This window comes from Streptomyces coacervatus (assembly GCF_029223485.1).
Classification (GTDB): Bacteria; Actinomycetota; Actinomycetes; order Streptomycetales; family Streptomycetaceae; genus Streptomyces; species Streptomyces coacervatus.
This window is the reverse complement of sequence record NZ_JARHTP010000020.1, coordinates 188,932-214,300: the sequence shown is the minus strand read 5'-3', so window position 1 is coordinate 214,300 and position 25,369 is coordinate 188,932. Positions and strand designations below refer to the sequence as shown.

21 protein-coding genes are annotated in these 25,369 nt (G+C 70.1%); 10 read left to right on the top strand and 11 right to left on the bottom strand.

All coding sequences use genetic code 11. The annotated features are described in order from the left end of the window. The first annotated feature begins 1 nt into the window (after position 1). Positions 2-970: a hypothetical protein gene (locus tag P2Q00_RS39570; RefSeq protein ID WP_275779222.1), complete on the top strand. Its 969-nt coding sequence runs from the start codon at positions 2-4 to the stop codon at positions 968-970. Here the strand turns inward: P2Q00_RS39570 and P2Q00_RS39565 are convergent. Next, the gene (locus P2Q00_RS39565; RefSeq protein WP_275779220.1) at positions 953-2,290 is read right to left on the bottom strand and encodes an aminotransferase-like domain-containing protein; all 1,338 of its coding nucleotides are present in this window, start codon (positions 2,288-2,290) and stop codon (positions 953-955) included. The genes P2Q00_RS39570 and P2Q00_RS39565 overlap by 18 nt on opposite strands. A 99-nt stretch (positions 2,291-2,389) precedes the next feature. On the opposite strand from P2Q00_RS39565, the gene P2Q00_RS39560 reads away from it, so the two are divergent. Together P2Q00_RS39560 and P2Q00_RS39555 are read left to right on the top strand one after the other, a co-directional pair. After that, a complete protein-coding gene (locus tag P2Q00_RS39560; protein WP_275779219.1) occupies positions 2,390-3,145 on the top strand; it encodes an alpha/beta fold hydrolase in 756 nt (251 codons plus the stop codon). A gap of 169 nt (positions 3,146-3,314) precedes the next feature. Further along, complete coding sequence (locus tag P2Q00_RS39555; RefSeq protein WP_275779288.1) at positions 3,315-4,202, top strand: endonuclease/exonuclease/phosphatase family protein; 888 nt, start codon at positions 3,315-3,317, stop codon at positions 4,200-4,202. A gap of 106 nt (positions 4,203-4,308) precedes the next feature. Here the strand turns inward: P2Q00_RS39555 and snpA are convergent, their stop codons facing one another. Beyond that, positions 4,309-5,010 (bottom strand): snapalysin, encoded by a 702-nt coding sequence (snpA, locus tag P2Q00_RS39550; RefSeq protein ID WP_425579539.1) that lies wholly within the window; start codon positions 5,008-5,010, stop codon positions 4,309-4,311. A 197-nt stretch (positions 5,011-5,207) separates the two neighbouring features. Here snpA and P2Q00_RS39545 point away from each other — a divergent pair, with 197 nt between their 5' ends. The 4 genes from P2Q00_RS39545 (at position 5,208) to P2Q00_RS39530 (ending at position 10,187) form a co-directional block, all read left to right on the top strand. Continuing rightward, complete coding sequence (locus P2Q00_RS39545) at positions 5,208-6,146, top strand: LysR family transcriptional regulator (protein ID WP_275779217.1); 939 nt, start codon at positions 5,208-5,210, stop codon at positions 6,144-6,146. A gap of 118 nt (positions 6,147-6,264) precedes the next feature. Continuing rightward, positions 6,265-7,788 (top strand): VWA domain-containing protein, encoded by a 1,524-nt coding sequence (locus tag P2Q00_RS39540; RefSeq protein WP_275779216.1) that lies wholly within the window; start codon positions 6,265-6,267, stop codon positions 7,786-7,788. 133 nt (positions 7,789-7,921) lie between these two features. Continuing rightward, a complete protein-coding gene (gene metG, locus P2Q00_RS39535; protein WP_275779215.1) occupies positions 7,922-9,637 on the top strand; it encodes a methionine--tRNA ligase in 1,716 nt (571 codons plus the stop codon). A gap of 73 nt (positions 9,638-9,710) precedes the next feature. Beyond that, a complete protein-coding gene (locus P2Q00_RS39530) occupies positions 9,711-10,187 on the top strand; it encodes a hypothetical protein (protein ID WP_275779214.1) in 477 nt (158 codons plus the stop codon). A gap of 3 nt (positions 10,188-10,190) precedes the next feature. On the opposite strand, the gene P2Q00_RS39525 is transcribed toward P2Q00_RS39530, so the two are convergent. The 5 genes from P2Q00_RS39525 to aspS form a co-directional block, all read right to left on the bottom strand. Then, positions 10,191-11,540 carry a pectate lyase family protein gene (locus P2Q00_RS39525; RefSeq protein ID WP_275779213.1) on the bottom strand — a complete coding sequence of 450 codons (1,350 nt, stop codon included), beginning with the start codon at positions 11,538-11,540 and terminating at the stop codon, positions 10,191-10,193. 160 nt (positions 11,541-11,700) lie between these two features. Next, positions 11,701-12,663, bottom strand: coding sequence for a dioxygenase family protein (locus P2Q00_RS39520; RefSeq protein WP_275779212.1), 963 nt, complete (start codon positions 12,661-12,663; stop codon positions 11,701-11,703). A gap of 65 nt (positions 12,664-12,728) precedes the next feature. Further along, positions 12,729-13,172, bottom strand: coding sequence for a hypothetical protein (locus tag P2Q00_RS39515; protein ID WP_275779211.1), 444 nt, complete (start codon positions 13,170-13,172; stop codon positions 12,729-12,731). 150 nt (positions 13,173-13,322) lie between these two features. Further along, entirely contained in the window at positions 13,323-14,198 is an 876-nt protein-coding gene (locus P2Q00_RS39510) for an intradiol ring-cleavage dioxygenase (RefSeq protein WP_275779210.1), read from the bottom strand. Between the two features lie 121 nt (positions 14,199-14,319). After that, on the bottom strand, positions 14,320-16,083 hold the full coding sequence (aspS, locus tag P2Q00_RS39505; RefSeq protein WP_275779209.1) for an aspartate--tRNA ligase: 1,764 nt from the start codon (positions 16,081-16,083) through the stop codon (positions 14,320-14,322). Between the two features lie 156 nt (positions 16,084-16,239). Between aspS and P2Q00_RS39500 the strand changes: the two genes are divergently transcribed. Next, a complete protein-coding gene (locus P2Q00_RS39500; RefSeq protein ID WP_275779208.1) occupies positions 16,240-18,393 on the top strand; it encodes a SpoIIE family protein phosphatase in 2,154 nt (717 codons plus the stop codon). Here P2Q00_RS39500 and P2Q00_RS39495 read toward each other — a convergent pair. The 4 genes from P2Q00_RS39495 to P2Q00_RS39480 form a co-directional block, all read right to left on the bottom strand. Continuing rightward, positions 18,357-19,409 (bottom strand): AI-2E family transporter, encoded by a 1,053-nt coding sequence (locus P2Q00_RS39495; RefSeq protein ID WP_275779207.1) that lies wholly within the window; start codon positions 19,407-19,409, stop codon positions 18,357-18,359. The two genes, P2Q00_RS39500 and P2Q00_RS39495, sit on opposite strands and share 37 nt — an antisense overlap. Positions 19,410-19,609: 200 nt before the next feature. Beyond that, positions 19,610-20,326, bottom strand: coding sequence for a hypothetical protein (locus tag P2Q00_RS39490; RefSeq protein WP_275779206.1), 717 nt, complete (start codon positions 20,324-20,326; stop codon positions 19,610-19,612). Positions 20,327-20,418: 92 nt separating this feature from the next. Then, on the bottom strand, positions 20,419-21,390 hold the full coding sequence (locus P2Q00_RS39485) for a pirin family protein (RefSeq protein ID WP_275779205.1): 972 nt from the start codon (positions 21,388-21,390) through the stop codon (positions 20,419-20,421). A gap of 105 nt (positions 21,391-21,495) precedes the next feature. Further along, the gene (locus P2Q00_RS39480) at positions 21,496-21,963 is read right to left on the bottom strand and encodes an SseB family protein (protein WP_275779204.1); all 468 of its coding nucleotides are present in this window, start codon (positions 21,961-21,963) and stop codon (positions 21,496-21,498) included. Positions 21,964-22,107: 144 nt separating this feature from the next. Between P2Q00_RS39480 and P2Q00_RS39475 the strand changes: the two genes are divergently transcribed. Both P2Q00_RS39475 and P2Q00_RS39470 read left to right on the top strand, forming a co-directional pair. Beyond that, positions 22,108-23,934: an acyl-CoA dehydrogenase gene (locus P2Q00_RS39475; RefSeq protein WP_275779203.1), complete on the top strand. Its 1,827-nt coding sequence runs from the start codon at positions 22,108-22,110 to the stop codon at positions 23,932-23,934. A gap of 120 nt (positions 23,935-24,054) precedes the next feature. Next, positions 24,055-25,347 carry a M18 family aminopeptidase gene (locus P2Q00_RS39470; protein WP_275779202.1) on the top strand — a complete coding sequence of 431 codons (1,293 nt, stop codon included), beginning with the start codon at positions 24,055-24,057 and terminating at the stop codon, positions 25,345-25,347. Positions 25,348-25,369 lie beyond the last annotated feature (22 nt).

Genomic DNA, 25,369 nt, shown 5'->3' with positions numbered 1-25,369 from the left:
GGTGGCCCCAAGTCCTGCGCGTCTGCGCAGCGCCCTGTCGGCGGCACTGATCGCCCTCGCCTGTCTGCTCGCGCCGTGCGGCGTGCTCGCGGCCTGGGCGGCGTACGACCTCGCCGACACGAGCCGCTATGTGACGACGATGGCGCCGCTGGCCACGGATCCCGCCGTACGGAACGCGGTCGCGGACACCGTCGGCGACGGAATCATGGACCAGGTCGACGGCGGGGAGGACGACCGGCCGCTGCCGGGCGCGGTGCGCCCCTTCGTGCACGACGCGGTGCATTCCTTCACCCGTACCGAGGCCTTCCGGCTGGCCTGGGACTCCGCGAACCGGACCGTCCACGACGCCGTGCTGCGCGCCCTGCACGACAACAGCGAACGTGACGTCACCGTCGACCTCGCGCCCGTCACCGCCCAGGTCAAGCGTCAACTCGCCGTGGACAACGTCCCGTTGGCGAACCGTATCCCGGTCGAGCACACCGAGGTGTCGGTCCTCCCGGCCCAGGAACTGGACCGGCTCCGGAAAGGATTCCAGGTGCTGGAAGTCGCCGGTTTCTGGCTGCCCGTCGGGGCCGTCGTCTTTGCGGTCACCGGAATCGCCGTCGCCACCTGCCGGCGTCGCGCGGTCACCGCGACCGCGCTCGGCACGGCGCTGGGCGGCGCACTGCTCGCCCTCGCCGTCACGATCGGCCGCCGCCTCACCCTCGCCGACCTGCCCGAGGACACCCGCCGGCCGGCCGCGGGCGCCGTCTACGACGCCCTCACCGCAACCCTGCGCCAGGCGTCCTGGATCTTGGTCGCCCTCGGCCTCTCGGTCGCACTGGCCGCCTGGCTCACGGGACGCTTCCGGAGCAGCTCGGCCGCGCCCCAAAGGGGCACGGGACAGCGCCGATCTGCGGCTCCGCCGCGGGGCGCGACCAGCCACAACGCACCTGCAGACGAATCCTCGGACCTACAGCGGAGCCCTTAGTGCCACGCTGGCAAGCGCCCGCAGCGCCCGCTCCAGATCAGGCGGAGCAGCCGACGCGAGCCCGAGCCTGACGGCGTCCGGGGTGCGTCTGGGGTCGACGGCGAAGGCGGTCCCCGGCGTGACGGCGATCCCGTGCGCGGCGGCCGCGGCCGTGAAGGTGTCCGCACGCCACCGGGCGGGCAGCTCCCACCAGGCGAAATAGGCCCGCGGATCGCACCGCACCCGAAACCCCCCGAGATGCTCGGCGACCAGCTGCTGCCGCCGCGCCGCATCCTCCCGCTTCGCCGCCACCAGCCGCCCCACCGTCCCGTCCCCGATCCACCGCACCCCCGCCTCCAGCGCAAACCGCCCGGCACTCCACCCCCCGGACCGCACGGCCGCCGCCACCGCCTCCACCCGATGCGGCGGTACGACGAGAAACCCGACGGTGAGCCCGGGCGCGACCCGCTTGGAGAGGCCGTCGACGACATGGGTGAGCTCGGGCGCGAGGACGGCGAAGGGGTCGCCGCCCGCCTCGTCGAGGAAGGACCAGATGCGGTCCTCCACGACGGGCAGGTTCAAGTCGGCCACGACTTCGGCGAGTTGGCGTCTGCGCGCCTGCCCCGTCGTCACGGACGTGGGGTTGTGCAGGGTCGGCTGGAGGTAGAGGGCGGACAGGGGAGCGGCCCGGTGGGCGGCCGCGAGTGCCTCCGCACACAGGCCCCCGTCATCCGTGTCCAGCGGGACCAGCCGGACGCCCAGCCTGCCCGCGATCTCCTTGACCAGCGGATACGTCAGCGCCTCGACCCCGACCCGGCCGCCCGGCCGTACCAGGGAGGCGAGGGCGGCGGCGATGGCCTGGCGGGCGTTGCCGGTGAAGAGCAACTGGTCGGGGGAGGGCCGCCAGCCCCGGGTGGCGAGGAGACCGGCCGTCGCCTCGCGGGCCGCGCCGGTGCCGTCGGCGGGAGCGGAGCGCAGGGCGTCGGTGAGGACGTCGGGGCGCAGCAGCGGGGCGAGGGCGGGGCCGAGCAGCTCCGACTGGCCCGGCGCAGAAGGGTAGTTGAGCTCCAGATTCACCTTCGCCGGAGCCGTGCCGACCGCCTCGACGAGCGAACGCCCGGCAGGAGCCGCATCCGCCGCCCGCACGAAGGTCCCCCGCCCGACCTCCCCCACCACCAGCCCCCGCCGCACGAGTTCGCCGTACGCCCGCTCGGCCGTCGAGGCGGCGATCCCGTGCCGCCGCGCGAACTGCCGCTGCGGAGGCAGCCGTTCACCTGGCCGGAGCCGCCCGCTGGTGATGTCGGCGGCTATGCGGTCGGCGATACGCCGGTACGCGTCCATGGATCGTCCCCCTGCTTACCCTGCTCACCCTGCTTGCCATTGCACCGAAGGCAAAGATCTTATTGCACCGAGAAGTCGGGCCGCCCTAGGGTCGAACCCATGCCGGTACCAGCACCGATCACCCTCGTCCTCATCCACGGCCACCCCTTCGACCACACGATGTGGAACCCGCAGCTGGAGGCGTTCTCCGCCTCCCGCCGGGTGATTGCCCCCGACCTGCGAGGCTACGGCGCCTCGCCCTCGTCGCCGCAGGTCACGCGCTTCGAGCAGTTCGCGCAGGACATCGCGGCGCTGCTGGACGAGCGGGAGGTGGACAGGTGCGTCCTCGCCGGCCTCTCCATGGGCGGACAGATCGCGATGGACTGCTACCGGCAGTTCCCGCACCGCATCAGCGGCCTGGTCCTCGCCGACACCTTCCCGGCGGCGGAGACGCCCGAGGGCGTCGAGGTGCGCCACGCCATGGCGGACCGCCTGCTCCGGGAGGGCATGCGCGGATACGCCGACGAGGTCCTGGAGAAGATGGTCGCTCCGACCGCTGATGGAGCGGTCAAGGCCCACGTCCACCGCATGATGACGGCCACCCGCCCCGAGTCCGCCGCCGCGGCCCTGCGCGCCCGCGCCGCCCGGCCGGACTACCGCGAGCTGCTGACGCAGGTGACGGTGCCGGCTCTGGTGGTCGTGGGAGCCGACGACACATACACGCCAGTGTCGGACGCCGAGGTGATGCACGCGGCGCTTCCGGACTCGGCACTGCACGTCGTCGAAGGTGCGGCCCATATGCCGAACCTGGAGCGGCCGAGGGAGTTCAACGGGGTCCTGGAGCGTTTCCTGGCACGGATCGACGCCCACTCGTAACCTCGGGAGTGTGACTCACTCAGCCCGTCCGGCGTTTGAGGACGAGGCCCCTTCAGGGCCGAAGCGGGGGTCTGGGGGCGGCAGCCCCCAGCAGGGTCCGCTGCGGCGCAGGTCAGCCTGGCAGCGGCTCGGCGCCTGCTCCGCCGCTCTGCTCTGCGCAGCAGTGAGCATGGTCGTCGGCTGCCGGGTCGCCGACAGCGACGGCATCACCCCCGTCCCTCAGGTCCTCGCCTTCCTCCCCTGGCTGCTGGCGCCCACCGGGCTGGCCCTGCTGCTCGCGCTGCTCGCCCGGTGGCGGGTCGGGATGGTGTGGTCGCTCGTCGTCCTCGGCCTGCTGGCGTGGTTCATCGAGCCGTACGGGAAGACGGACGAGCCCGGCGGCACCCCCGTCGCCGAGTTCAAGGTGCTGACCTCGAACGTCGAGTTCGGGCGCGGGACGGGCTCCCTCGTCCCCGAGATCCGGCGCCACAAGCCGGACATGGTGTTCGTCGAGGAGTGCGAGTACACCTGCCAGGCGCGGCTGAAGCAGGAGTTCGGCGCCGACTACCCCTACCGGCAGGCCGTGGCGGCCGAGGGCTCCGCGGGGTCGATCATCCTCAGCCGTTTCCCGCTCAAGGGCACGGAGGGCGTGGCCGGGACCATGGGCATGCCCGGCGCAGTCGCCGATGTGCACGGGCACGCCGTACGGCTCCAACTGGCACACCCCGTGCCGCCCCTGCCCGGCCAGGTCGACGTATGGCGCCGCGAACTCGGCCGCCTGCGCGACGTCGCCGCCGCGACCCGCACACCCATGATCCTGGCCGGCGACTTCAACGCCTCCCAGGACCACGCCGCCTTCCGCCGCACCCTCGACACCGGCATGCGCGACACCGCCCGCCTCACGGACCACGACCGCACTCCCAGCTGGCCCTCCCGCACGGCCCCGCCGTTCGGCGCCCAGATCGACCACGTACTCGTCTCCCGGGACTTCTCGGCGAACAGCACCCGCTTCCTGAACCTGCCCGACACCGACCACCGCGCACTGCTCGTGGACATCACGCTGCACCGGCGCGGATGATCCGGACAAGGACGACCGGCTCGCGGACATACTGAGCCGCCCCCGAACACAGGTGGGTGCGGCCGCCCCGTGCAGGAGGGCGGCCGCACCTTGTGGGGGGTGGTGGTTAACGCGTGCTCTTGTGCAGGGACTTGTCGCTCAGGGCCTTGTTCAGGGCCGCCTTGAAGCCGTTGGCCCACAGCTGGTCGACCTTGGCGCGTTCATTGGCGTCGGGGTTGGGGTTCGTGCAGGACGGGCCGGGGCCGCCGCCCGACATCAGCTCGCTGCACGGGCCCTCGTAGTGGTCGGGGAGGCCGAGCACATGGCCCGTCTCATGGGCGGTCACGCGGGTGGAGTCGTACTCCTTGTTCTGTGCGTAGTCGAGGAAGACAAAGCCGCCGCCGTGGCCGTCGGTCGAGGCGTACGAGCCCTGGGGGTCGTTGCCCTCCCGGTAGGAGAAGTCGGCGCCCGACGACCCGGCCTGGAGCTTCACGTTCGACACCGAGCTGTTCCATATGGAGGCGCTGCGGGCTATCTCGGCGCTGAAGGTGGGCGCCGCGGAGGCGTCGTAGGTGACCGTGACGGCGGCCGCGCTGTTCGGGTGGGCCGCCCGCTTCTCGGCGACCGACCTGAGGACCGCCTGGAAGAACGCCTTGTTGGCCTTGGCCTCGGCGGACGAACCGTTGTAGCCGGCGTACGACGGGGCGGGAGCCGGGGCCGCGGCGGCCGGAACCGCCGTACCCAGGCCGAAGACCGCGAGGCTGAGGCCGACGGCCGCAGCCGCCCGGCTGGACGCGGGCATGACAGACACAGTGGTGCGCTTGCGCATCGATGACTCCTAGGTGGGGGGTGAGTCGTCGTTGCCGAGTGTCGGCGCGTGCGGGACCGCTGTGATGATGGCAACCGGCGATAGCACAGCCCTATCGCCAATCTTCCCGACCACCGGCACAACCACCCAATTCGCGTGCGTCGGGTGGGATTTGTGAGGCTGGTGAAAGCTTTGATTCCGCTTTACGCTCCGAGGGCATGGACCTCGAGGTGAGACACCTCCGCGCGCTGTGCGCCATAGCCGACACCGGCAGTCTGCACCGTGCCGCCCGCCAACTGGGCGTCGCCCAGCCGTCGTTGAGCACCCAGCTGCGCCGTATCGAGCAGGAGCTGGGCGGCACGCTGTTCGTCCGCGCCCGCACCGGCTGCCGCCCCACCCCGCTGGGCAGCCTGGTGCTGAGCCGGGCCCGCCCCCTGGTGGCCGAAATGCGCTCCCTGGTGAGCGAGGCGAGAGCCGCGGCCACCGGCGGCCCCGAACTGCGCGTCGGCTCCACCGCCAGCAAGGCCCTGGCGGGCTGGCTGCGCCGGCTGCGCGCCCGCGGCCAGGACCCCACCCTGCACATGAACGTCTCGCCGAACGCCCTGCTGCGCATGGTCGCCGACGGCCAGCTGGACGTCGCCTTCGTGCACGAGGTCGAGGGCAGCCCGCTGCGCATCCCCGAGGGCCTGCGCCTGCGCACCCTGATCGAACGCGAACCGCAGTTCGTGTCCCTGTCGGCCGACCACCCGGCGACCGCGCACCCCGTGGTCGGCCTCCCCGAACTGGCCGACGACCGCTGGATGATCGACCCCACGGTCGACGGCGAATGGGACGCGGTCCAGCGCATGTTCCGCACGGCGGGCATCAACCCGCACGTCCTGCACGGCGACTACCACACGGCGGCCGCCCTGGTCGCAACCGGCGAGGTGGTCACCGTCTGCCAGCCGACCGCCGTCTCTCACCCCGACATGGCGGTACGCCGCCTCCAGGGCGACCCGCTCGGCGTACGCCTGCTCCTTGCGGCCCGCACGGAGACGGACCTGGACGGCGCGCTGCCCGCGCTGGAGGAGGCGTACTGGGAGTCGGCGCGACGGGCACCGGCGTACCGGGAATGGCTGGAACGCGAGGGAGAGCATCCTGCGTTGACGCGTGGTTGACACAAGTGGCCGTACTGTCCCTTGCCCCTGCCCAAGATCACCATCTGGGGCCGCTAACCTTACGTGTCCGTCCTGGCCAGGGATTGACGGGGATCAACTCACGCGAAGGGTTGCGCACATGGGCATTCTCACTCTCCTGCGGAACGCGTTCGGCAGGTCACGCAAGGGGCGTGCCGCCGATGCAGAGGGTGCGGACCTCACCTCTTCGCACGCTCCGGAACCGACGGTCCCCGCACCGTCCGCCGAGCCGCAGCCGACGGCATCTGCGCAGGTCCCGGAGCCGCGCTCGTCGTCCACGCCGGATCAGGACGAGCACGACCTCGTATCGGCAGCCTTCGACAACGTCACGGTGCCGAGGCCGTCGGAGCCGGTGGACCAGGTGACCACAGAGACCGAGGAGCCGTCGGCGAAGGCCGAGCCGGAACCGGCGAAGCAGCCGGAACCGGCCACTGAGGCCGCCCCGGAGCCGGAGGCTGCCGCGGAACCGATCGCGGAGGCTGCGCCGGAGGCGGAGGTCGCCCCCGAGCCGGAGCCCAAGCCGGAGCCCGAGTCCGTGATCGAGACCACCCCCGAGCCGGAGCCCACACCGGTCGCGGAGGCCGAGCCCGAGCCTGAGGAGCCGGAGCAGGGCCCTGAGCCGGTGGCCGCCGAGGAACCGGAGCCCACCACGGCACCGGAGGAGACCGCGGAGCCGATCGCGGAAGCGGAGCCGGAGGCCACCCCCGAGCCGGAGGCAGAGGCTGCCCCCGAGCCCGTGATCGAGACCACCTCCGAGCAAGAGCCCACGCCGATCGCGGAGGCTGAGCCCGAGCCGGTCGCAGAGGCCGAGGAGCCGCAGCAGACCCCCGAGCCCGTGGCCGCCGCGCCCGAGGCGCACGAGCCCGCAGCCGCCGACGGCGAGGAAGCCCCGCAGGGGCCACCCGCAGCCGACGACGAAAGTGGTACGGGTGGTGCGGGTGGGAACAATCCCGCCGAAGGCGAAGCCGAGGCGGAGGCGGAACCCGCGGCCGAGGCGGAGCCGGACGCCCCGGCCACCGCCCTCGCAAAAGCCGGCCTAACCACCGCCCGCGCCAAGGTCTACCTGGTCCTCGACCGCTCCGCGAGCATGCGCCCGTACTACAAGGACGGCTCCGCCCAGGCCCTCGCCGACCAGACCCTCGCCCTCGCCGAGCACCTGGACCCCGACGGCAGCGAGAACGCCTCCGTGCACGTCGTCTTCTTCTCCACCGAGGTCGACGGCACCACCGACCTCACCCCGGCCTCCCCCGAGACCGCCATCGACGACGCGCACGCCGGCCTCGGCCGGATGGGCCGTACCAGCTACCACGCCGCCGTGGAAGCCGTCCTCGCCCACTACGACAAGACGGCCGCCGCCCCCGACGCCCCCGCCCTCGTCGTCTTCCAGACCGACGGCGCCCCGGACGCCAAGACCCCGGCCACCCAGTCCCTCACCGAGGCCGCGAAGTCCCACCCCTCGGTGTTCTTCTCGTTCGTCGCGTTCGGCGACCACGACAACAAGGCCTTCGACTACCTCCGCAAACTGAAGACCGACAACACGGCCTTCTTCCACGCGGGCCCGACCCCCCTGGAGCTCACGGACGCGGAGCTCTACGACGGCGTACTGATCGACTGGCGCCCCTGACTCTCACCCCTGTAGATCACCGAGGCCGCCCCCTTCCCACCCCGTAAAACGGGAAGCGGGCGGCCCACCCATGTCGGCTACGATTTCAAGGTTCGCAAAGCAGCAAGAACCACCGACCTGGGAGCAGCCCCCGATGGCTCGACACCTCATCACCAGCGCCCTTCCGTACATCAACGGAATCAAGCACCTGGGCAACATGGTGGGGTCCATGCTCCCGGCGGACGTGTACTCCCGCTACCTCCGCCAGCGCGGCCACGACGTCCTGTACATCTGCGCGACGGACGAGCACGGCACCCCCGCCGAGCTGGCGGCGAAGGAGCAGGGCCTCCCCGTGGACGAGTTCTGTGCCCAGGCACACGACGCGCAGAAGGCGGTCTACGACGGCTTCGCGCTCGCCTTCGACTACTTCGGCCGCAGCTCCTCCCCACAGAACCGCGAGATCACCCAGCACTTCGCCCGCAAGCTGCACGAGAACGGCTTCATCGAGGAGCGGGCGATCCGCCAGGTGTACAGCCCCACCGACGGCCGTTTCCTCCCGGACCGCTATGTCGAGGGCACCTGCCCGCACTGCGGCTACGACAAGGCCCGCGGCGACCAGTGCGAGAACTGCACCCGCGTACTGGACCCGACCGACCTGATCAACCCGCGCTCGGCGATCTCCGGCTCCACGGACCTGGAGGTCCGTGAGACGAAGCACCTCTTCCTCCTCCAGTCGAAGCTGGAGAGCGAGGTCCGCGAGTGGGTCGCCCGGCACGACAAGGACTGGCCGCAGCTGGCGTCCTCCATCGCCCACAAGTGGCTGACCGAGGGCCTGCACGACCGCGCCATCACCCGCGACCTGGACTGGGGCGTCCCCGTCCCGGCCGACACCTGGCCGGAGCTGGCGGCCGAGGGCAAGGTCTTCTACGTCTGGTTCGACGCCCCGATCGAGTACATCGGCGCGACGAAGGAGTGGTCGGACCTGGACCCGGAGAACCGGGACTGGAAGTCGTGGTGGTACGACGTCGACACCGACGTCCGCTACACGGAGTTCATGGCGAAGGACAACGTCCCCTTCCACACCGTGATGTTCCCGGCCACCGAGCTCGGCGTCCGTGAGCCGTGGAAGAAGGTCGACTTCGTCAAGGCCTTCAACTGGCTGACGTACTACGGCGGTAAGTTCTCCACGTCCCAGAAGCGGGGCGTCTTCACCGACCAGGCCCTGGACATCCTCCCGGCGGACTACTGGCGCTACTTCCTGATCGCCAACGCCCCCGAGTCGGACGACTCGTCCTTCACCTGGGAGCACTTCACGGCGACGGTGAACAAGGACCTCGCCGACACCCTCGGCAACTTCGTCAACCGCGTCCTGTCCTTCTCCAGGAAGCGCTTCGGCGACGACGTCCCCGCGGGCGGCGAGCCGGGCGAGGCGGAGACCAGGCTGGGCGAGCAGATCGCCGAGCTCCTCGCCGAGTACGAGGGCCACATGGAGACCCTCCAGTTCCGCAAGGCCGCGGCAGCACTCCGCGCCCTGTGGTCCGCGGGCAACTCCTACCTGGAGGAGAAGGCCCCCTGGCTGGAGATCAAGACCGACAAGGACGGCGCGGCCCTGACCCTGCGCACGGCAATGAACCTGATCCACCTCTACTCGGTGGTCTCGGAACCGTTCATCCCGACGACGTCGGCCGCCATGCGCCAGGCCTTCACGCTCACCGCCGACACGGCGAAGTGGGTCACGGCCGACGAAGCCCGCGCCCTCACCTCCGTCCCCGCCGGCACCCCCTTCACCGTCCCGCCGGTCCTGTTCGCCAAGCTCACGGACGAGGACCTGGAGACCTACAAGGAGCGCTTCGGCGGCGCTCCGGAGTAGAAACACGCGTAGGAACCGTGAGGGACGGGGCTCGGAAAGCCGAACGGCTTTCCGAGCCCCGTATATTTCGGCCATGGCAGTGCCCGAAGTCGTCCCGATCGCCTATGTGCCCCGGAACCGGACCGAGTCCATCGGCCGGTACGCCGAAGGCCAGTTCCTGGCATCGATCACGTATGCCTTCCCCGAGGGATTCCACCTCGACCACGGCTGGGAAGAGCACAAACGTCTCTACACCGTGCTGCACACCTTCGACTCCGAGGGGAACTACCGCGACTCGGAGATCTGGTGTGCCGGCACCTGGGCCGAACAGCTGCGCAACCCTGACGGTGACGGCTCGGTCCTGCAGCGCGCCCGCATCCACCTGGCGAAACTCCTGCGCAGCCTGCCCCGCCGCTCGTACACGGACATCGCGATACGACCGTTCCAAGTCACGGTCGACGGTGTGCTGTTCGGCCTGGTGACCGGCCAGGACGAGGAGGGCAGCTGGGCTGAGCTCTACCCGGACCGCCTGTTCTTCACCTCGCCCTGGGACGGTTCGTACGACACCTAGGGGTCAGGAGAGAACCCCGGCACCGGTCGTCGACGCCAACTCGGTCGGCAGGTTCTTCGCCGATGTCTCCAGACCCGCCGTCAGCGTCGGCGTCCAGTTCACCGTCGTCCTGATCTTCTTCGACGAGGCGGCGTTGCACGCGGCGTCGAGGTCGGTGGCCGTCCCGTTGACGAGGTTGCCGCTGTCGGCGATCGACCCCGTGCCGTCGCCGCTGAACAGCTTGGAGAGCTTCTGGGAGGCGGAGGTCTTCCAGAAGTTGTTCTGGGCCACGACCTGGGCCTTGGCGCGGGAGTTGATGCTGTACTGCAGGTCGTAGCCGTTGAGGGCCGTGACGTCGTAGAAGTTGTTGTAGATGTGGATCTGGCCGAGCCGGGCCAGCGGTGCGCGCTGCACAATGCCCTTCCACACGTTGTGGTGGATGGAGACGCGCAGCTTGCCGGTGCTGTCGGTGTCGCTGCTGCCGATCAGCATGGTCTTGTCGTGGTTGGTGAACTGGTTGCGCTCGACGGTGACCAGGTCCGAGCCCTTGGTGATGTCGAGTTCGCCGTCGTGGATCTGGAACTGGCGCCCGTAGTACGTCGGGTCGGCGGTGTCGAGGCCCGGCGCGTCCGTGAACGTGTTGTGGTCGGCCCAGACATGGGTCGCCCCGCGCAGGGTGACCGCGTCGTACTGCGAGTTCCAGTTGCCCTTGTCGCCGTCGGTCGGGTCCCACTGCGGGAAGCAGTCCTGGGTCGCGGAGAAGGTCAGATTGCGGACGATGACGTTGTCCACCTTCTGGATCTGCAGCATGCCGCCGGTGATGCCCGCCTTGGTGCCGGGTACGCCCACGATGCTGGTGTTGGCCGGCACCTTGAAGACGATGTTCGCCGCCTGCTTCTTCTGCGCGGCGGCCCGCGCCGTCTCCTGGCTGCCCGACGGCAGCTTGGAGCGGCCGTAGGTGGCGGGGTCGTACGCCTTGAGGTACGAGGAGAGCGAGTAGCCCGTGCCCGACGCGTAGTTCGCGCAGGTCAGCTTCTTGCCGCTGTCGTCGGTGTTGGCGTCGATGGTGCCCTTGATCCTGATGATCCGCGGGGTGGTGTCCGACACCGACCCGAGCGCCTTCACCAGCTGCGCGCGCGTGGAGACGGTGAAGGTGTGTGCGGAGTCGGCCTTCGCACCACCGGTCGTGCCGGAACCGGAGGACGCCCAGCCGTCCTTGGCGGCGAGCGTCCGGTGGTACAGGTCGACGGTCGTCGTCCCGGCGTTCGCGTTCATCACGAGAACACCGGCACCGACACCGGCGGCCACGACGGCGGCGGAGACGACGAGGGTGCGGCGACGGCGGAGGGAGCGGCGGTGAGAGGCAGAAGCCACGGGGATTCCTTACGCGGTTGTGGGACATGTGCTGCTCGTGAAGCCCCGGTGAAGGAGCTTCCGTCCCTAAGTGGCCGCCGGATTCAAGGGAGTTGCCGCGGGGCGGCCGGAAATTTCTCCGACCGCCCCGCACCGCGTGAGGACTACGACTCCCTGAGCGCTACGACGATGCCGACGCGCTCGGCTGGGTGTCCGTGCTGTCGTGCGTCTCGTCGGGCGCGACGCCCATGGTCAGGTGGGCGCGTACGCCCTTGGCGATGTGCTTCTTGTCGTATTTGAGGTAGAGCAGGCCGCCCTCGTGCCCGTTGTCCGGGTAGATCGTGTCCTCGTCGAGGGTGGTGCGGGTCGTGGTGTTCGTGGCGTACGGGGCGACCTTCGCCGAGGCCAGCACCGACTTCTCGTCGAAGAACAGCTGGCCCGTGTGACAGGTGTGGCCGCCCTCGTAACCGGCGTCCGTCCAGGTGCCGTCCACGTGCACCTTGACGTGGATGTGGACGCAGCGGCCCTGGTACCAGCCCGGGAAGACGGTCTTGAAGGTGACGTAACCGTGCTTGTCCGTCTTCCAGGTGCCGCGCAGATAGCGCTCGTCGTCGGTCGGCTCGGAGTGGCCGCCGCCGGTGCCGCTGGAGGGGGCGCCGGACGGAGGCTCGCCCGTCGGGGTGCCGGAAGGCGTACCGGAGGGTGTGTCGGTGGGCGTGCCGGACGGGGTGCCGCCCGCGCCTCCGCTGCCCATCGCCTCGTAACCGGAGTAGACGCCCAGCGCGGTGCAGTGCCAGATGTCGACGGCCGCGTTCTTCACCGGCTTGCAGGTCTCGGCGTCGATCACCTTGAGGGTGAGGGTCAGGGGGATGCCGTCCTGGTCCTCGGTGATGTCCTGGCGGATCTTGTCGGCGTCGATGTAGTACGGCCCCTCGGTGGTCTCCGAGGTGAGCGTGTAGCACGTGTCCGCCGTGCTCGACGCGCTCGCCGACGCTCCCGTGGCCGACTGGTCCGCGGAGGCGGTCATGGCCAGGCCGCCGCCCACGCCGACAGCGGCCACGGCGCCCGCGCCCACGACGACCACCTTGCGGCGCGTCAGGTCCTTCTTGTGTTTCGGCTCTTCGGCCGTCTGCTTTCCCGTCATGGTCCGCGAAGCTAGGAGGGCCGCCTGTCAGGAGCGTGGGAAAGCACTGTGGAACCCATGAATCCTTAAATCCGGGCCGGAATCGGTTCTTGAAGCGTCTGCCTTGCCTGCGGTGCCTGCGGTGCCGGTTCGGTGGCGGCGGCCGCCGCCGGGTCCGCCGCCAGCCCCAGCGCCTCACGTGCCGCGTCGACGTGCCGCAGCCCTTGCTGCGCCGTCAGCGTCACCCGCTCGTACTCCGCCGCCGTACGGGCCTCGGCCAGCAGGGACCGGGCGGCGCGATGGCACTCCGCGGCGTCGGTCAGCGCCCGCCCGGCCGCCTTGCCGTTGCTCGCCCAGCCACTGGCACCGGGCGGCATCAGGCTGCCGCCCAGCCGTATCAGCCAGCGGTTGGCCTCGGCCTCCGCGTCCAGCTCGGTCGCGCCCGGCGCCGCCTGCGTCCGCCGCAGTGCGACGACCGCGCCCACCGTCCCGGCGATCAACAGCGCCGAGAGCGCGATCGCGTACCCCATGGCTTCCTCCTCGGCCCGGCGGCCCGGAAGGCCCGCACCTGCGATGTCTCCCCCTATGACACGACAGGCTTCTGTGCTGCTCCCTCGGGATTCCTGTGTGCCTCCGGTGAGGTTTCCAAGCCCCTGGAGGGTGCGGGAGGCGGCGACCTGTCAGCCGTCGTGCGTCTCGTCCGGCGCGACGCCGAGCGTCAGATGGCCCTGGACGCCCCTGGCGATGTGCCTGCGGTCGTACTTGAGGTACAGCAGGCCGCCCTCGTGGCCGTTGTCCGGGTAGATGGTGTCCTCGTCGAGCGTGGTGCGGGTCGTGGTGTTACTGGCGTACGGCTCCACCTCGTACGTCCGCAGCACCGACTTCTCGTCGAAGAACAGCTGGCCCGTGTGGCAGCTGTGGCCGCCCTCGTAACCGGCGTCCGTCCAGGTGCCGTCCACATGGACCTTCACGTGGATGTGCACGCAGCGGCCCCGGTACCAGCCGGGGAAGACGGTCCGGAAGGTGACGTAGCCGTGCCGGTCCGTACGCCAGGTGCCGCGCAGGTACCGCTTGTCGTCGGTCGGATCCTGGTGGCCGCCGCCACCGCCCGGGGGAGGGCCGCCGGTCGGGGTTCCGGTGGGCGTGTCGGTCGGGGTGCCCGACGGCGGTGCGCCGGTCGGGGCGGGGCCACCGCCGCCGCTGCCCATCGCCTCGTACCCGGAGTACACACCGCTCGCATTGCAGTGCCAGATGTCCACGGCCGCGTTCCGGACCGGCCGGCAGGTCTCCGCGTCGATCACCTTGAGGCGGAGGTGGAGCGGGATGCCCTGCTGGTCCTCCGTGATGTCCTGGCGGATCTTGTCGGCGTCGATGTAGTACGGGCCCTCGACCAGCTCGGAGGTCAGCGTGTAGCAGGCGTCCTCCTGATCGGAGGCCTGCGCACTGGCCGCGAAGGCACCGCCGACTCCCACCGCGGTCACGGCCACACCACCGGCCGCGAGGACCGTACGGCGGGCCAACTCCCGTCTTTCTTCGGGTGTTTGAGTGTCTGTCATGGCGATGGACGCTAGGCGTGGGGAACCTGGCAGGAACATCGGAAGAACCTGTGAATCAGGGGGCGCAAGCGAAAGGGCTCGAAACCGACGCCGGTTTCGAGCCCTTCACGACCGCTTGCGGTTACTTCGGCTGCGGCTTGCGCACCGACAGGTGCAGCTCCCTCAGCCGCGCCTCCTCCAGCTCCGTCGGCGCGCCCATCATCAGGTCCTGGGCGTTGCCGTTGAGCGGGAAGGCGATGGTCTCGCGGATGTTCGGCTCGTCGGCCAGCAGCATCACGATGCGGTCGACGCCGGGGGCGATGCCGCCGTGCGGCGGGGCGCCGAAGCGGAAGGCGCGCAGCATGCCGGCGAACTTGTCCTCGACGGTCTCACGGTCGTAGCCCGCGATCTCGAAGGCCTTGAGCATGATCTCCGGCTCGTGGTTCCGGATCGCGCCGGAGGACAGCTCGACGCCGTTGCAGACGATGTCGTACTGCCAGCCCAGGATGTCCAGCGGGTCCTGCGTCTGAAGGGCCTCCAGGCCGCCCTGCGGCATGGAGAAGGGGTTGTGCGAGAAGTCGATCGCGCCGGTGTCCTCGTCCTTCTCGTACATCGGGAAGTCGACGATCCAGCAGAACCGGAAGACGCCCTCCTCGAAGTGCCCGGCGCGCTTGGCGGCCTCGACGCGGACCGCGCCCATGATCTTCGAGACCTCGTCGAACTCGCCCGCGCCGAAGAACACGGCGTGACCGGCGGCCAGTTGGAGCCGCTTGGTCAGCTCGGCGACGTTCTCCTCGGTGAGGAACTTCGCGATCGGGCCGGACAGCGAACCGTCCTCGGCCACGCGCACCCAGGCCAGGCCCTTGGCGCCCTGCGAGACCGCGAAGTCGCCGAGCTGGTCGAAGAACTTCCGGGGCTGCGCGGAGACGTCCGGCACCGGCAGCGCACGCACGTGCTTGCCCGCGAAGGCCTTGAACTCCGAGCCCTCGAAGATGTCGGTGATGTCGACGAGCTCCAGCTGGGCGCGCAGGTCCGGCTTGTCGGAGCCGTACTTCAGCATCGCCTCGCGGAACGGGATCCGCGGGAAGGGGGAGGTGACATGGCGGCCGCCGCCGAACTCCTCGAAGAGCTCGGTCATCAGCTGCTCGATCGGCCGGAAGACGTCCTCCTGCTCGACAAAGCTCATCTCGACGTCGAGCTGGTAGAACTCGCCCGGCGAACGGTCCGCGCGCGCGTCCTCGTCACGGAAGCAGGGCGCGATCTGGAAGTAGCGGTCGAAGCCGGAGATCATCAGCAGCTGCTTGAACTGCTGCGGGGCCTGCGGCAGCGCGTAGAACTTGCCCGGGTTCAGACGGGACGGCACCACGAAGTCGCGGGCGCCCTCGGGGGAGGTGGCGGACAGGATCGGCGTCGCCATCTCGTTGAAGCCCAGCGCCGTCATCTTGTGCCGGATGGCCGAGATGACCGACGTACGCAGCAGGATGTTGCGGTGCATGCGCTCGCGGCGCAGGTCCAGGAAGCGGTACTCCAGGCGCCGCTCCTCGTTCACCCCGTCCTCGGCGTTGATCGTGAAGGGGAGCGGGGCGGCAGCGCCGAGCAGCTCGACCTCGCCGACCTCGACCTCGATCTCGCCGGTCGGCAGGTCCGGGTTGACGTTCTCGGTGCCCCGGGAGACGACCTTGCCGTCGACGCGGACCGTCGACTCCTTGGTCAGCTTGTCGAGGGCCTCGTACGCCGGGGTGCCCGGACGGGCGACGAGCTGCGTGATGCCGTAGTGGTCGCGCAGATCGATGAAGAGGATGCCGCCCAGGTCGCGCCGATTGTGCAGCCAGCCACTCAGCCGGACGTCGGTGCCGACGTCAGAGGAGCGGAGCTCGCCGCAGGTGTGGGACCTGTACCGATGCATCGTCGTTCATCCAGTCTTCGCGGATCGGGGTCTGTGTCACTCAGGGTGTTTCACGTGAAACACCCCCAGGGTACCGGGCACCCCAAGATCGGCTCCCCACCATTAAGAGTGGCCAATCGGTGGCACTCCCCGATCACCTCTCCATAAAGTGGGGCAATGCGCACTGGTGAGCCTCTGCCCGCCGTGGGGGAGGTTCTCGCCGCCCTCGCGACCGGCCTGTGGCACTGGGACACCGCCACCGAACTCGTCACGGTCGACGCCGAAGCGGCTCGGCTGCTCGGACTGCCCGCCGAGCAGACCACGCTCACGGAGGCCAAGGCCCGGGCCCGGCTCCATCCGGTCGACTGGAACGAGATCATCGCCGTCGTCGGGCTGGCCGTCGCCGAGGGCACGCTGGCCGAGGTGCGGATCCGGATCATGGATGAGCACGGCCGGATCATCCGTGTCGTCCGCTCCCGCTCCAAGCCCTCGTTCGACCCCGAGAAGAAGTCCTTCCAGCTGATCGGCACGCTCCAGGAGGTCACCGAGCCGACCCCGGGCACACCGGCCGGACGCAGCGCCGTCACCGGCGACTGGCGGCGCTCGCGGGAGGCGTTCCTGCTGGACGCGGGCCGGGCGCTGGCCGAGGCGCGGTCCACGGAGGAGGTGCTGCGGGTCGCGGCGGGCCTGTCGATGCCGGGGTTCTCGCCGGACGGGCTGGCCGTGTTCAGCGTGCAGGGCGACCGGCTGACCATCATCGGCCACCACGGCCACCAGCCCAGCGACGGCCCCTTCTCCCATATGTCGCTGGAGACCGACTACCCGGCCGCCGAGGTGGTCCGCACGGGCCGTGCCGTCTATCTCTCCACGCCCCAGCAGTACAAGTCCCGCTACCCGGTCACCTGGCCGCTCGCCTCGTCCTTCGGCCGCAGTTCCTGGGCGTTTCTGCCGCTGACCGTGGCCGGTCGCACGATGGGCGCCTGGATGGCGGCCTTCGCCTACCCCGTCACGTTCAATCCCGACGAGCGGTCCGTGCTGACGACGGTGGCCCGCATGCTCGCCCAGGCGCTGTCCCGGGCCGGGACCGCCGAGACCGAGCGTGCGCTGACCGACGGCCTGCAGCGCTCGATGCTGCCGACCCTCGGCCCGCAGATACCGGGCATGAGCGTCGCCGCCCGCTACGTCCCCACCGGCGGCGGCCTCCAGGTCGGCGGCGACTGGTACGACATGATCCCGCTGCCTGGGGGCACCCCCTCTGGGGGAGGACGGATCGCCCTGGTCATCGGTGACGTGCAGGGCCATGACGTGCGGGCGGCCGGCCTGATGGGCCAGCTCCGTATCGCCCTGCGCGCATACGCCTCCGAGGGCCACCGTCCCGACGCGGTGCTCTCCCGCGCCTCCCGCTTCCTGCACGGCATGTCGGACGGCGCCCCGGACGAGGACGGCGCCTTGGACCTGCGCTTCGCCACCTGTCTGTACGTCGAGGCCGACCCGGCGACGGGGACCCTCGACATCGCCCGCGCCGGGCATCCCGACCCGGCGATCCGGATGGCGGACGGGACGGTGCTGGCCCGGCCGACCGCAGGGGGTCTGCCGCTCGGCATCGATCCGGACGCCGACTACCCGACCACCCGGATCACCCTCGAACCCGGCGAGACCATGCTGATCTGCACCGACGGTCTGATCGAGACCGGCGGCCACGATCTGGAGAGCGGCTGGCAGCGGATCCGCACGATCCTGGAGGACCACAAGGGCGACGACCTGGAGGAGCTGGCCGACGCCCTGGTGCAGGGCGTGCACGGCCCCTCCTCCCACCACACCACCGGCCCGCTCGCCGACCGGCGCGAGGACGACATAGCCGTACTGCTGCTGTCCCGGCCGGGGGAGGGTCACGGCGAAGCGCTGTTCGTGCCGCCGCCGGTGCGCCGCACCATGCTGTCCGTCGCCCAGGCCGAGCCGGAGCGGGTGGCGGTGGCCCGCCAGCAGCTGCGGGAGCTGCTGCACGACTGGCCCTCGACGGACCAGGTCGACTCGGCGGTGCTGCTGGTGTCCGAGATGCTCACCAACGTCCTCGTGCACACCGACGCCGACGCCCTGCTGCTGGCCGAGGTGCAGGGCGAGCTGGGCGGCCGCCGGATGCGTATCGGCGTCACCGACAACAGCGACGCCCTGCCGCACAAGCGCCGCCCCGGTGAACTGGCCTCCTCCGGGCGCGGGTTGATGCTCATCGAGCTGCTCGCGGACGCATGGGGCGTCGACCCGCAGGGCGAGGGCAAGAGCATCTGGTTCGAGCTCTACGAGTCCGACGGCTCGGCCTCCGGCTCCGGGTAGCGCGTCCGCAGCTCGTGTACGACCCCGAAGGCGGCCGCGGTCAGCGGCACCGCCAGCAGCATGCCGAGAACCCCGGCGACGGACGCCCCCGCCGTGATCGCGACCATCACCACCGCCGGATGCATCTGCACGGTACGGCTCTGGATCATGGGCTGCAGCACATGCCCCTCCAGCACCTGGACCGCCAGCACCACCCCGAGCACCCACAGCGCGATCACGAACCCCCGGTCGGCGAGCGCGACCAGCACGGCGACGGCGCCGGAGAGGAAGGCGCCGAGGTAGGGGACGTAGGCGCCGACGAAGACGAGCGCGCCGAGCCCGACGGCACCGGGCACATCCAGCACCAGCAGCCCCACGGTGATGCAGACGGCGTCGATGAGCGCGATGAGGGTGGTTCCGCGCATGAACCCCTCGACGGCCTCGAAGGCCCGCCGGGCCATGGCTTCGAGCGTTTCGCCGCTCTCCCCGGGAGCGAGGCCCCGGATCAGGTCGGCGGCCTTGTGCGAGTCCCGCAGGAAGAAGAATACGAGGAACAGCGCCAGCACGGCCATGGCGATGCTCTCGCCGACGATGCTCACCCCGCTGATGACGTTGGACGCGGCCGTCCCGCCGAACTTGGTGAGCAGGTCCTTCGCGTTCGTGGCGAGGTCGTCCAAGGAGGTCCCCGCGGCCCCGAAGTGGTCGGCGACGCCCTGAGCCGCGTCCTTCAGCGAGGCGACGATCTGGTCCCCGGTGTCGATGAGCGCGGCGACGACGATGTACACGGCCCCGCCGACGACGGCGACCACCGCAACACACGTCAGCCCGGCGGCGATCGACCGGTTGACCTTCGCCCTGACGAGCCGCCGGTGCAGGGGCCCGAGCAGCGCGGTGCCGAGCAGGGCGAGCAGCACCGGTGTCACGGCGGTCCGGAACTCCGAGCACAGCCGGACCCCGACGTAGACGACCCCGGCAACCAGCAGGACGACGGCGCACCAGCCGGCCAGGCGGCGGACGGCGTCGGGGAGGAGCTGCACGGCTCAAGGCGATCACGGGCGGCCACGCCTGTCCTGCGCGGACGGGCCGCCCGGGTGACGGAACGTCAGGCTGCATTTTCCCGGGGGCTGTGACATCAGCGGCTTCGCCGCGGGCCCCCGGACCCCCAGCAGAAAAGCAGGCCGGCCGGCGTGACCGGCGCGGACACCGCGAGGCAAACCTGAGTGACCAGGCTCCCGTCTCATGTGAGCGGCCCCGAGGGCACCTTCGGCGGCTCGGTCGGTGCCACCGACGGCTCGGCGGGGGCCGTGGTCGGCCGCTCCGCCGCTGCGGCCGGTGGGCGCAGTGTCAGCAGCACGCCCGCCGCCAGGATCCACACCCCCATGAGCAATGTGGTGATCCAGGCGGTGAACGGGCCCGCCAGGGACCCCAGCGCGATGACGAGCGCCGGCCAGCCCAGCCACTGCGGCAGGGCGTCGGTCGTCCGGGACACCCGCCACATCGCGAACAGCAGGACGGCCGCCGCGGCCATGGCGCCGATGAACGCGCCGTAGGCCAGGTCGATCAGCAGCATGGCCAGCAGCGCCGTCCCCGCGACCACCAGGAACGTGTCGTCGTACTTGGCCGAGATCGCGAAGATCCCGGAGATCAGCGCCGCGGCCATCATGAGCACGGCGAAGGCGATGCCGCCCGCGAGGACCAGCTGCGACCGCTTCCCTGCGATGCCGGTGAGGGCGCCCAGGAAGAACAGGAACAGCATGGACGAGGCGAGCAGCAGCAGGGTGGTGGCCTCGAGCAGGTCGAGGTTGCTGCTCTTGAGGTAGAAGGTGAGGGTCTTCGCCAGGCCCCTCGAACCGCTGTCGTCCGGGATGTTGCTGTTCAGGATGATCACTCCGGTGAGCATCATCACCCCGGACCCCACCCCGGCGGCAGCGGGCCAGTACATTCGCTTCGTCATCTCGGCCTCCTCGCGACGAACCTCCCGCGAGGGTCCCGATTCAGGACTCTTTTCCTATTCTGCCCCTCTTATCCCCTGTTTACATTCCGGGCTCAGAGCCCGCCCTCGGTCATCCCGTGCACGGCGGGAATGGTCCCCAGCCGTCCCTTCTGGAAGTCCTCGAAGGCCTGCTGGAGCTCCTCGCGGGTGTTCATGACGAAGGGGCCGTAGTGGGCCATGGGCTCACGGATGGGCTGCCCGCCCAGGAGCACGACCTCCAGGTCCGGCGTGTGGGAGTCCTGCTTCTCGTCCGCGCGGACGGTCAGCGCGGAGCCCGCACCGAACACGGCGGTCTGGCCCAGCTCGATCGGACGGCGCTCGGCACCGACCGCGCCCCGGCCGGCGAGGACGTACGCGAGGCCGTTGAAGTCCTCGCGCCACGGCAGGGTGATCTCCGCACCCGGCGCCAGCGTGGCGTGGATCATCGTGATCGGCGTGTGCGTGATGCCGGGGCCCTGGTGGCCGTCGAGCTCACCGGCGATGACACGCAGCAGCGCGCCGCCGTCCGGGGTCGTCAGCAGCTGCACATTGCCGCCGCGGATGTCCTGGTAGCGCGGGGCCATCATCTTGTCCCTGGCCGGCAGGTTCACCCACAGCTGCAGGCCGTGGAAGAGGCCGCCGGACATGACGAGGGACTCCGGCGGGGCCTCGATGTGCAGCAGGCCCGAGCCCGCGGTCATCCACTGGGTGTCGCCGTTGGTGATGGTGCCGCCACCGCCGTTGGAGTCCTGGTGGTCGAAGATCCCGTCGATGATGTACGTCACGGTCTCGAAGCCACGGTGCGGGTGCCAGGGGGTGCCCTTGGGCTCGCCCGGCGCGTACTCCACCTCGCCCATCTGGTCCATCATGATGAACGGGTCGAGGTACTTGTAGTTGATCCCGGCGAACGCCCGGCGCACCGGGAAGCCCTCGCCCTCGAAACCGCTCGGCGCGGTTGTGACAGCGAGCACGGGACGCGCCACGGCGTCGGCCGGTGCGGCCACGCGGGGCAGGGTCAGCGGGTTCTCGACGGTCACTGCAGGCATGTCGGTACCTCCTTGTGCGGCCAGTTTAGTTGAGCATTGAACTTTCTGCCACCCGTAACAGAGAAAGCCCGGAGGGCATTCCCTCCGGGCTCTCGTAGGCAGGTGTCAGCCGTACATCCGGCGCATCGCGAACTCGACCATCTGCTCCACGGCCTTCGCGTCGAAGACCATGCGGTGCTCGCCCTCCATGTCGAGGACGAAGCCGTAGCCGGTGGGCAGCAGATCGATGACCTCGGCGCCCGTGATCACGAAGTACTTGGACTCCTTGCCCGCGTACCGGCGCAGTTCCTTGAGCGAGGTGAACATCGGGATCACCGGCTGCTGGGTGTTGTGCAGGGCGAGGAAACCGGGGTTGTCGCCGCGCGGGCAGTAGACCTTCGAGGTCGCGAAGACCTGCTGGAAGTCCTCCGCGGACAGCTGGCCGGTGGTGAAGGCCCGTACCGCGTCCGCGAGGGACGGCGGGGACGGCTCGGGATACAGCGGTGGCTGCTGCCCGTAACCGCCGGGGCCCTGCTGCGGCTGGGCGTACTGCTGCTGAGCACCCGCACCCACGTTCTGGTCGTAGCCGTACATGAGCGCAAGAGTACTGAGTCACAGATGACCCATTCGGGGTTGCTTCTTATTACCGGCGGGTAGCATCATCGTAGCTACTTGTTGGTACGTGAACTAGCGCGAGGATCCAGTGCCTCGCCGATCTCTCTAAACGGAGCAGTCGCCATGGGGCACTACAAGTCGAATCTCCGCGACATCGAGTTCAACCTCTTCGAAGTACTCGGGCGCGACAAGCTGTACGGCACCGGCCCGTTCGAGGAGATGGACGCCGAGACCGCCAAGAGCATCCTCGAGGAGCTGAGCCGCCTCGCGGAGAACGAGCTTGCGGAGTCCTTCGCGGACGCCGACCGCAACCCGCCGGTCTTCGACCCGGAGACGAACACCGCCCCGGTCCCGGCGTCCTTCAAGAAGAGCTACAAGGCCTTCATGGACTCGGAGTACTGGCGCCTGGGCCTGCCCGAGGAGATCGGCGGCACCACCTCCCCGCGCTCCCTGATCTGGGCCTACGCGGAGCTGCTGCTCGGCTCGAACCCGGCCGTGTGGATGTACGCCTCCGGCCCGGCGTTCGCCGGCATCCTCTTCGACGAGGGCAACGATGTCCAGAAGCACATAGCGAAGATCGCCGTGGAGAAGACCTGGGGCTCCACCATGGTGCTCACCGAGCCCGACGCGGGTTCGGACGTCGGCGCAGGCCGTACCAAGGCGATCCAGCAGGAGGACGGCTCCTGGCACATCGAGGGCGTGAAGCGCTTCATCACGTCCGGTGAGCACGACATGGAGGAGAACATCCTCCACTACGTCCTCGCCCGCCCCGAGGGCCACGGCCCCGGCACCAAGGGCCTGTCCCTCTTCCTCGTCCCGAAGTACCTCTTCGACTTCGAGACCGGCGAGCTGGGCGAGCGCAACGGCGTGTACGCGACGAACGTCGAGCACAAGATGGGCCTGAAGGCCTCCAACACCTGCGAGATGACCTTCGGTGACCAGCACCCCGCCAAGGGCTGGCTGATCGGCGACAAGCACGACGGCATCCGCCAGATGTTCCGCATCATCGAGTTCGCCCGCATGATGGTCGGCACGAAGGCGATCTCCACGCTGTCGACGGGCTACCTGAACGCGCTGGAGTACGCCAAGGAGCGCGTCCAGGGCCCCGACCTCGCCAACTTCATGGACAAGTCCGCGCCCAAGGTCACCATCACGCACCACCCGGACGTGCGCCGCTCGCTGATGACGCAGAAGGCGTACGCGGAGGGCATGCGCGCCCTGGTGCTGTACACGGCCTCCATCCAGGACGAGATCCAGGTCAAGGAGGCCGCGGGCGAGGACGTCAAGGCGCTGGAGGCGCTGAACGACCTGCTCCTGCCGATCGTCAAGGGCTACGGCTCCGAGAAGGGCTACGAGCAGCTCGCGCAGTCGCTGCAGACCTTCGGCGGCTCCGGCTTCCTGCAGGAGTACCCGATCGAGCAGTACATCCGCGACGCCAAGATCGACACCCTGTACGAGGGCACCACCGCGATCCAGGGCCAGGACTACTTCTTCCGGAAGATCGTCCGCAACCAGGGCGCGGCCCTGAACTCGCTCGCCGAGGACATCAAGAAGTTCCTGGCGCTCGGCGAGGGCGGCGCGGAGCTGGCCGGCGCCCGCGAGCACCTCTCGAAGGCCGCCGTCGAGCTGGAGGCCATCGTCGGCCTGATGCTGACCGACCTCGCGGCCACCGAGCAGGACGTCAAGAACATCTACAAGGTGGGCCTGAACACCTCCCGGCTGCTGCTCGCCTCCGGTGACGTGGTCGTCGGATACCTGCTGCTCAAGGGCGCGGCGGTGGCCGCCGACAAGCTGGAGACGGCGTCCGCGAAGGACAAGGCGTTCTACACGGGCAAGATCGCGGCGGCGAAGTTCTTCGCGGCCAACGTCCTGCCGGGCGTCACCGGCGCCCGCAAGCTCGCCGAGAACGTCGAGCTGGACCTGATGGAGCTGGACGAGGCGGCCTTCTAGCCGCCCCGGTTCCGGGTTCCAGGCCCCTTGGTTCTGGGTAGCCAAAACTCCACATCGCCCTCACGAGGGCCCGCTCCCCATCACGAGGAGTGGGCCCTCGTACGTCGTTAAGGTGAACCCATGAGCGAACCCCCCCGCTTCGACCGCGGCCACACCGACGACCTCATGTCCTTCCTGGCGGCGAGCCCGTCGCCGTACCACGCGGTGGCGAGCGCCGCCGAGCGGCTGGAGAAGGCAGGGTTCAGGCAGGTCGCGGAGACGGACGCCTGGGACGGGACGACCGGCGGCAGGTATGTGCTGCGCGGCGGCGCGATCGTGGCCTGGTACGTCCCCGAGGGCGCGGCGCCCCACACGCCGTTCCGCATCGTCGGCGCGCACACCGACTCCCCGAACCTCCGGGTGAAGCCGCTGCCCGACACCGGGGCGCACGGCTGGCGCCAGGTGGCGGTGGAGATCTACGGCGGGCCGCTGCTCAACTCCTGGCTCGACCGGGACCTGGGCCTGGCCGGCCGGCTGACCCTGAGGGACGGTTCGACACGCCTGGTGAACGTGGACCGGCCGCTGCTGCGCGTCCCGCAGCTCGCCATCCATCTGGACCGTTCGGTGTCGGCGGAGGGTCTCAAGCTCGACAAGCAGCGCCATCTGACGCCCATTTGGGGTCTGGGCAACGATGTGCGGGACGGCGACCTGATCGCCTTCCTGGAGGAGAGCGCGGGACTGCCGACCGGTGAGGTCACCGGCTGGGACCTGATGACGCACTCGGTGGAGCCGCCGGCGTACCTGGGCCGCGACAAGGAGCTGCTCGCCGGACCGCGCATGGACAACCTGTTGTCCGTGCACGCGGGCGTGGCCGCGCTGACGGCGGTGGCCGTGGGCAAGCCGCCCTACATCCCCGTACTGGCCGCCTTCGACCACGAGGAGAACGGCTCGCAGTCGGACACGGGTGCGGACGGGCCGCTGCTCGGCAGTGTGCTGGAGCGTTCGGTGTTCGCGCGCGGGGGCTCCTTCGAGGACCGGGCGAGAGCGTTCGCGGGGACGGTCTGCCTGTCCTCGGACACGGGCCACGCGGTCCACCCCAACTACGCGGAGCGCCACGACCCGACGCACCACCCGCGCGTCAACGGCGGCCCGATCCTCAAGGTCAACGTCAACAACCGCTATGCGACGGACGGTTCGGGCCGCGCGGTCTTCGCCGCCGCCTGCGAGAAGGCGAACGTCCCCTTCCAGTCCTTCGTCTCCAACAACTCCATGCCGTGCGGCACGACGATCGGGCCGATCACCGCGGCCCGGCACGGCATCAAGACGGTCGACATCGGCGTCGCGATCCTGTCGATGCACAGCGCCCGGGAGCTGTGCGGCACGGACGACCCGTATCTGCTGGCGAACGCCCTGGTGGCGTTCCTGGAGGGGTAGCTCCCCGGGCGCCGGTCCCCCT

Excerpts from the sequence above, each read along its gene's own strand:
- P2Q00_RS39485 (WP_275779205.1), bottom strand. The coding sequence starts at position 21,390 with ATGCCTGCAGTGACCGTCGAGAACCCGCTGACCCTGCCCCGCGTGGCC.
- P2Q00_RS39470 (WP_275779202.1), top strand. The coding sequence starts at position 24,055 with ATGAGCGAACCCCCCCGCTTCGACCGCGGCCACACCGACGACCTCATG.
- P2Q00_RS39475 (WP_275779203.1), top strand. The coding sequence starts at position 22,108 with ATGGGGCACTACAAGTCGAATCTCCGCGACATCGAGTTCAACCTCTTC.
- snpA (WP_425579539.1), bottom strand. The coding sequence starts at position 5,010 with ATGCGCAAGCGCACCACTGTGTCTGTCATGCCCGCGTCCAGCCGGGCG.
- P2Q00_RS39510 (WP_275779210.1), bottom strand. The coding sequence starts at position 14,198 with ATGACAGACACTCAAACACCCGAAGAAAGACGGGAGTTGGCCCGCCGT.
- metG (WP_275779215.1), top strand. The coding sequence starts at position 7,922 with ATGGCTCGACACCTCATCACCAGCGCCCTTCCGTACATCAACGGAATC.
- P2Q00_RS39530 (WP_275779214.1), top strand. The coding sequence starts at position 9,711 with ATGGCAGTGCCCGAAGTCGTCCCGATCGCCTATGTGCCCCGGAACCGG.
- P2Q00_RS39515 (WP_275779211.1), bottom strand. The coding sequence starts at position 13,172 with ATGGGGTACGCGATCGCGCTCTCGGCGCTGTTGATCGCCGGGACGGTG.
- P2Q00_RS39500 (WP_275779208.1), top strand. The coding sequence starts at position 16,240 with ATGCGCACTGGTGAGCCTCTGCCCGCCGTGGGGGAGGTTCTCGCCGCC.
- P2Q00_RS39490 (WP_275779206.1), bottom strand. The coding sequence starts at position 20,326 with ATGACGAAGCGAATGTACTGGCCCGCTGCCGCCGGGGTGGGGTCCGGG.
- aspS (WP_275779209.1), bottom strand. The coding sequence starts at position 16,083 with ATGCATCGGTACAGGTCCCACACCTGCGGCGAGCTCCGCTCCTCTGAC.
- P2Q00_RS39545 (WP_275779217.1), top strand. The coding sequence starts at position 5,208 with ATGGACCTCGAGGTGAGACACCTCCGCGCGCTGTGCGCCATAGCCGAC.
- P2Q00_RS39520 (WP_275779212.1), bottom strand. The coding sequence starts at position 12,663 with ATGACGGGAAAGCAGACGGCCGAAGAGCCGAAACACAAGAAGGACCTG.
- P2Q00_RS39555 (WP_275779288.1), top strand. The coding sequence starts at position 3,315 with ATGGTCGTCGGCTGCCGGGTCGCCGACAGCGACGGCATCACCCCCGTC.
- P2Q00_RS39560 (WP_275779219.1), top strand. The coding sequence starts at position 2,390 with ATGCCGGTACCAGCACCGATCACCCTCGTCCTCATCCACGGCCACCCC.
- P2Q00_RS39480 (WP_275779204.1), bottom strand. The coding sequence starts at position 21,963 with ATGTACGGCTACGACCAGAACGTGGGTGCGGGTGCTCAGCAGCAGTAC.
- P2Q00_RS39565 (WP_275779220.1), bottom strand. The coding sequence starts at position 2,290 with ATGGACGCGTACCGGCGTATCGCCGACCGCATAGCCGCCGACATCACC.
- P2Q00_RS39540 (WP_275779216.1), top strand. The coding sequence starts at position 6,265 with ATGGGCATTCTCACTCTCCTGCGGAACGCGTTCGGCAGGTCACGCAAG.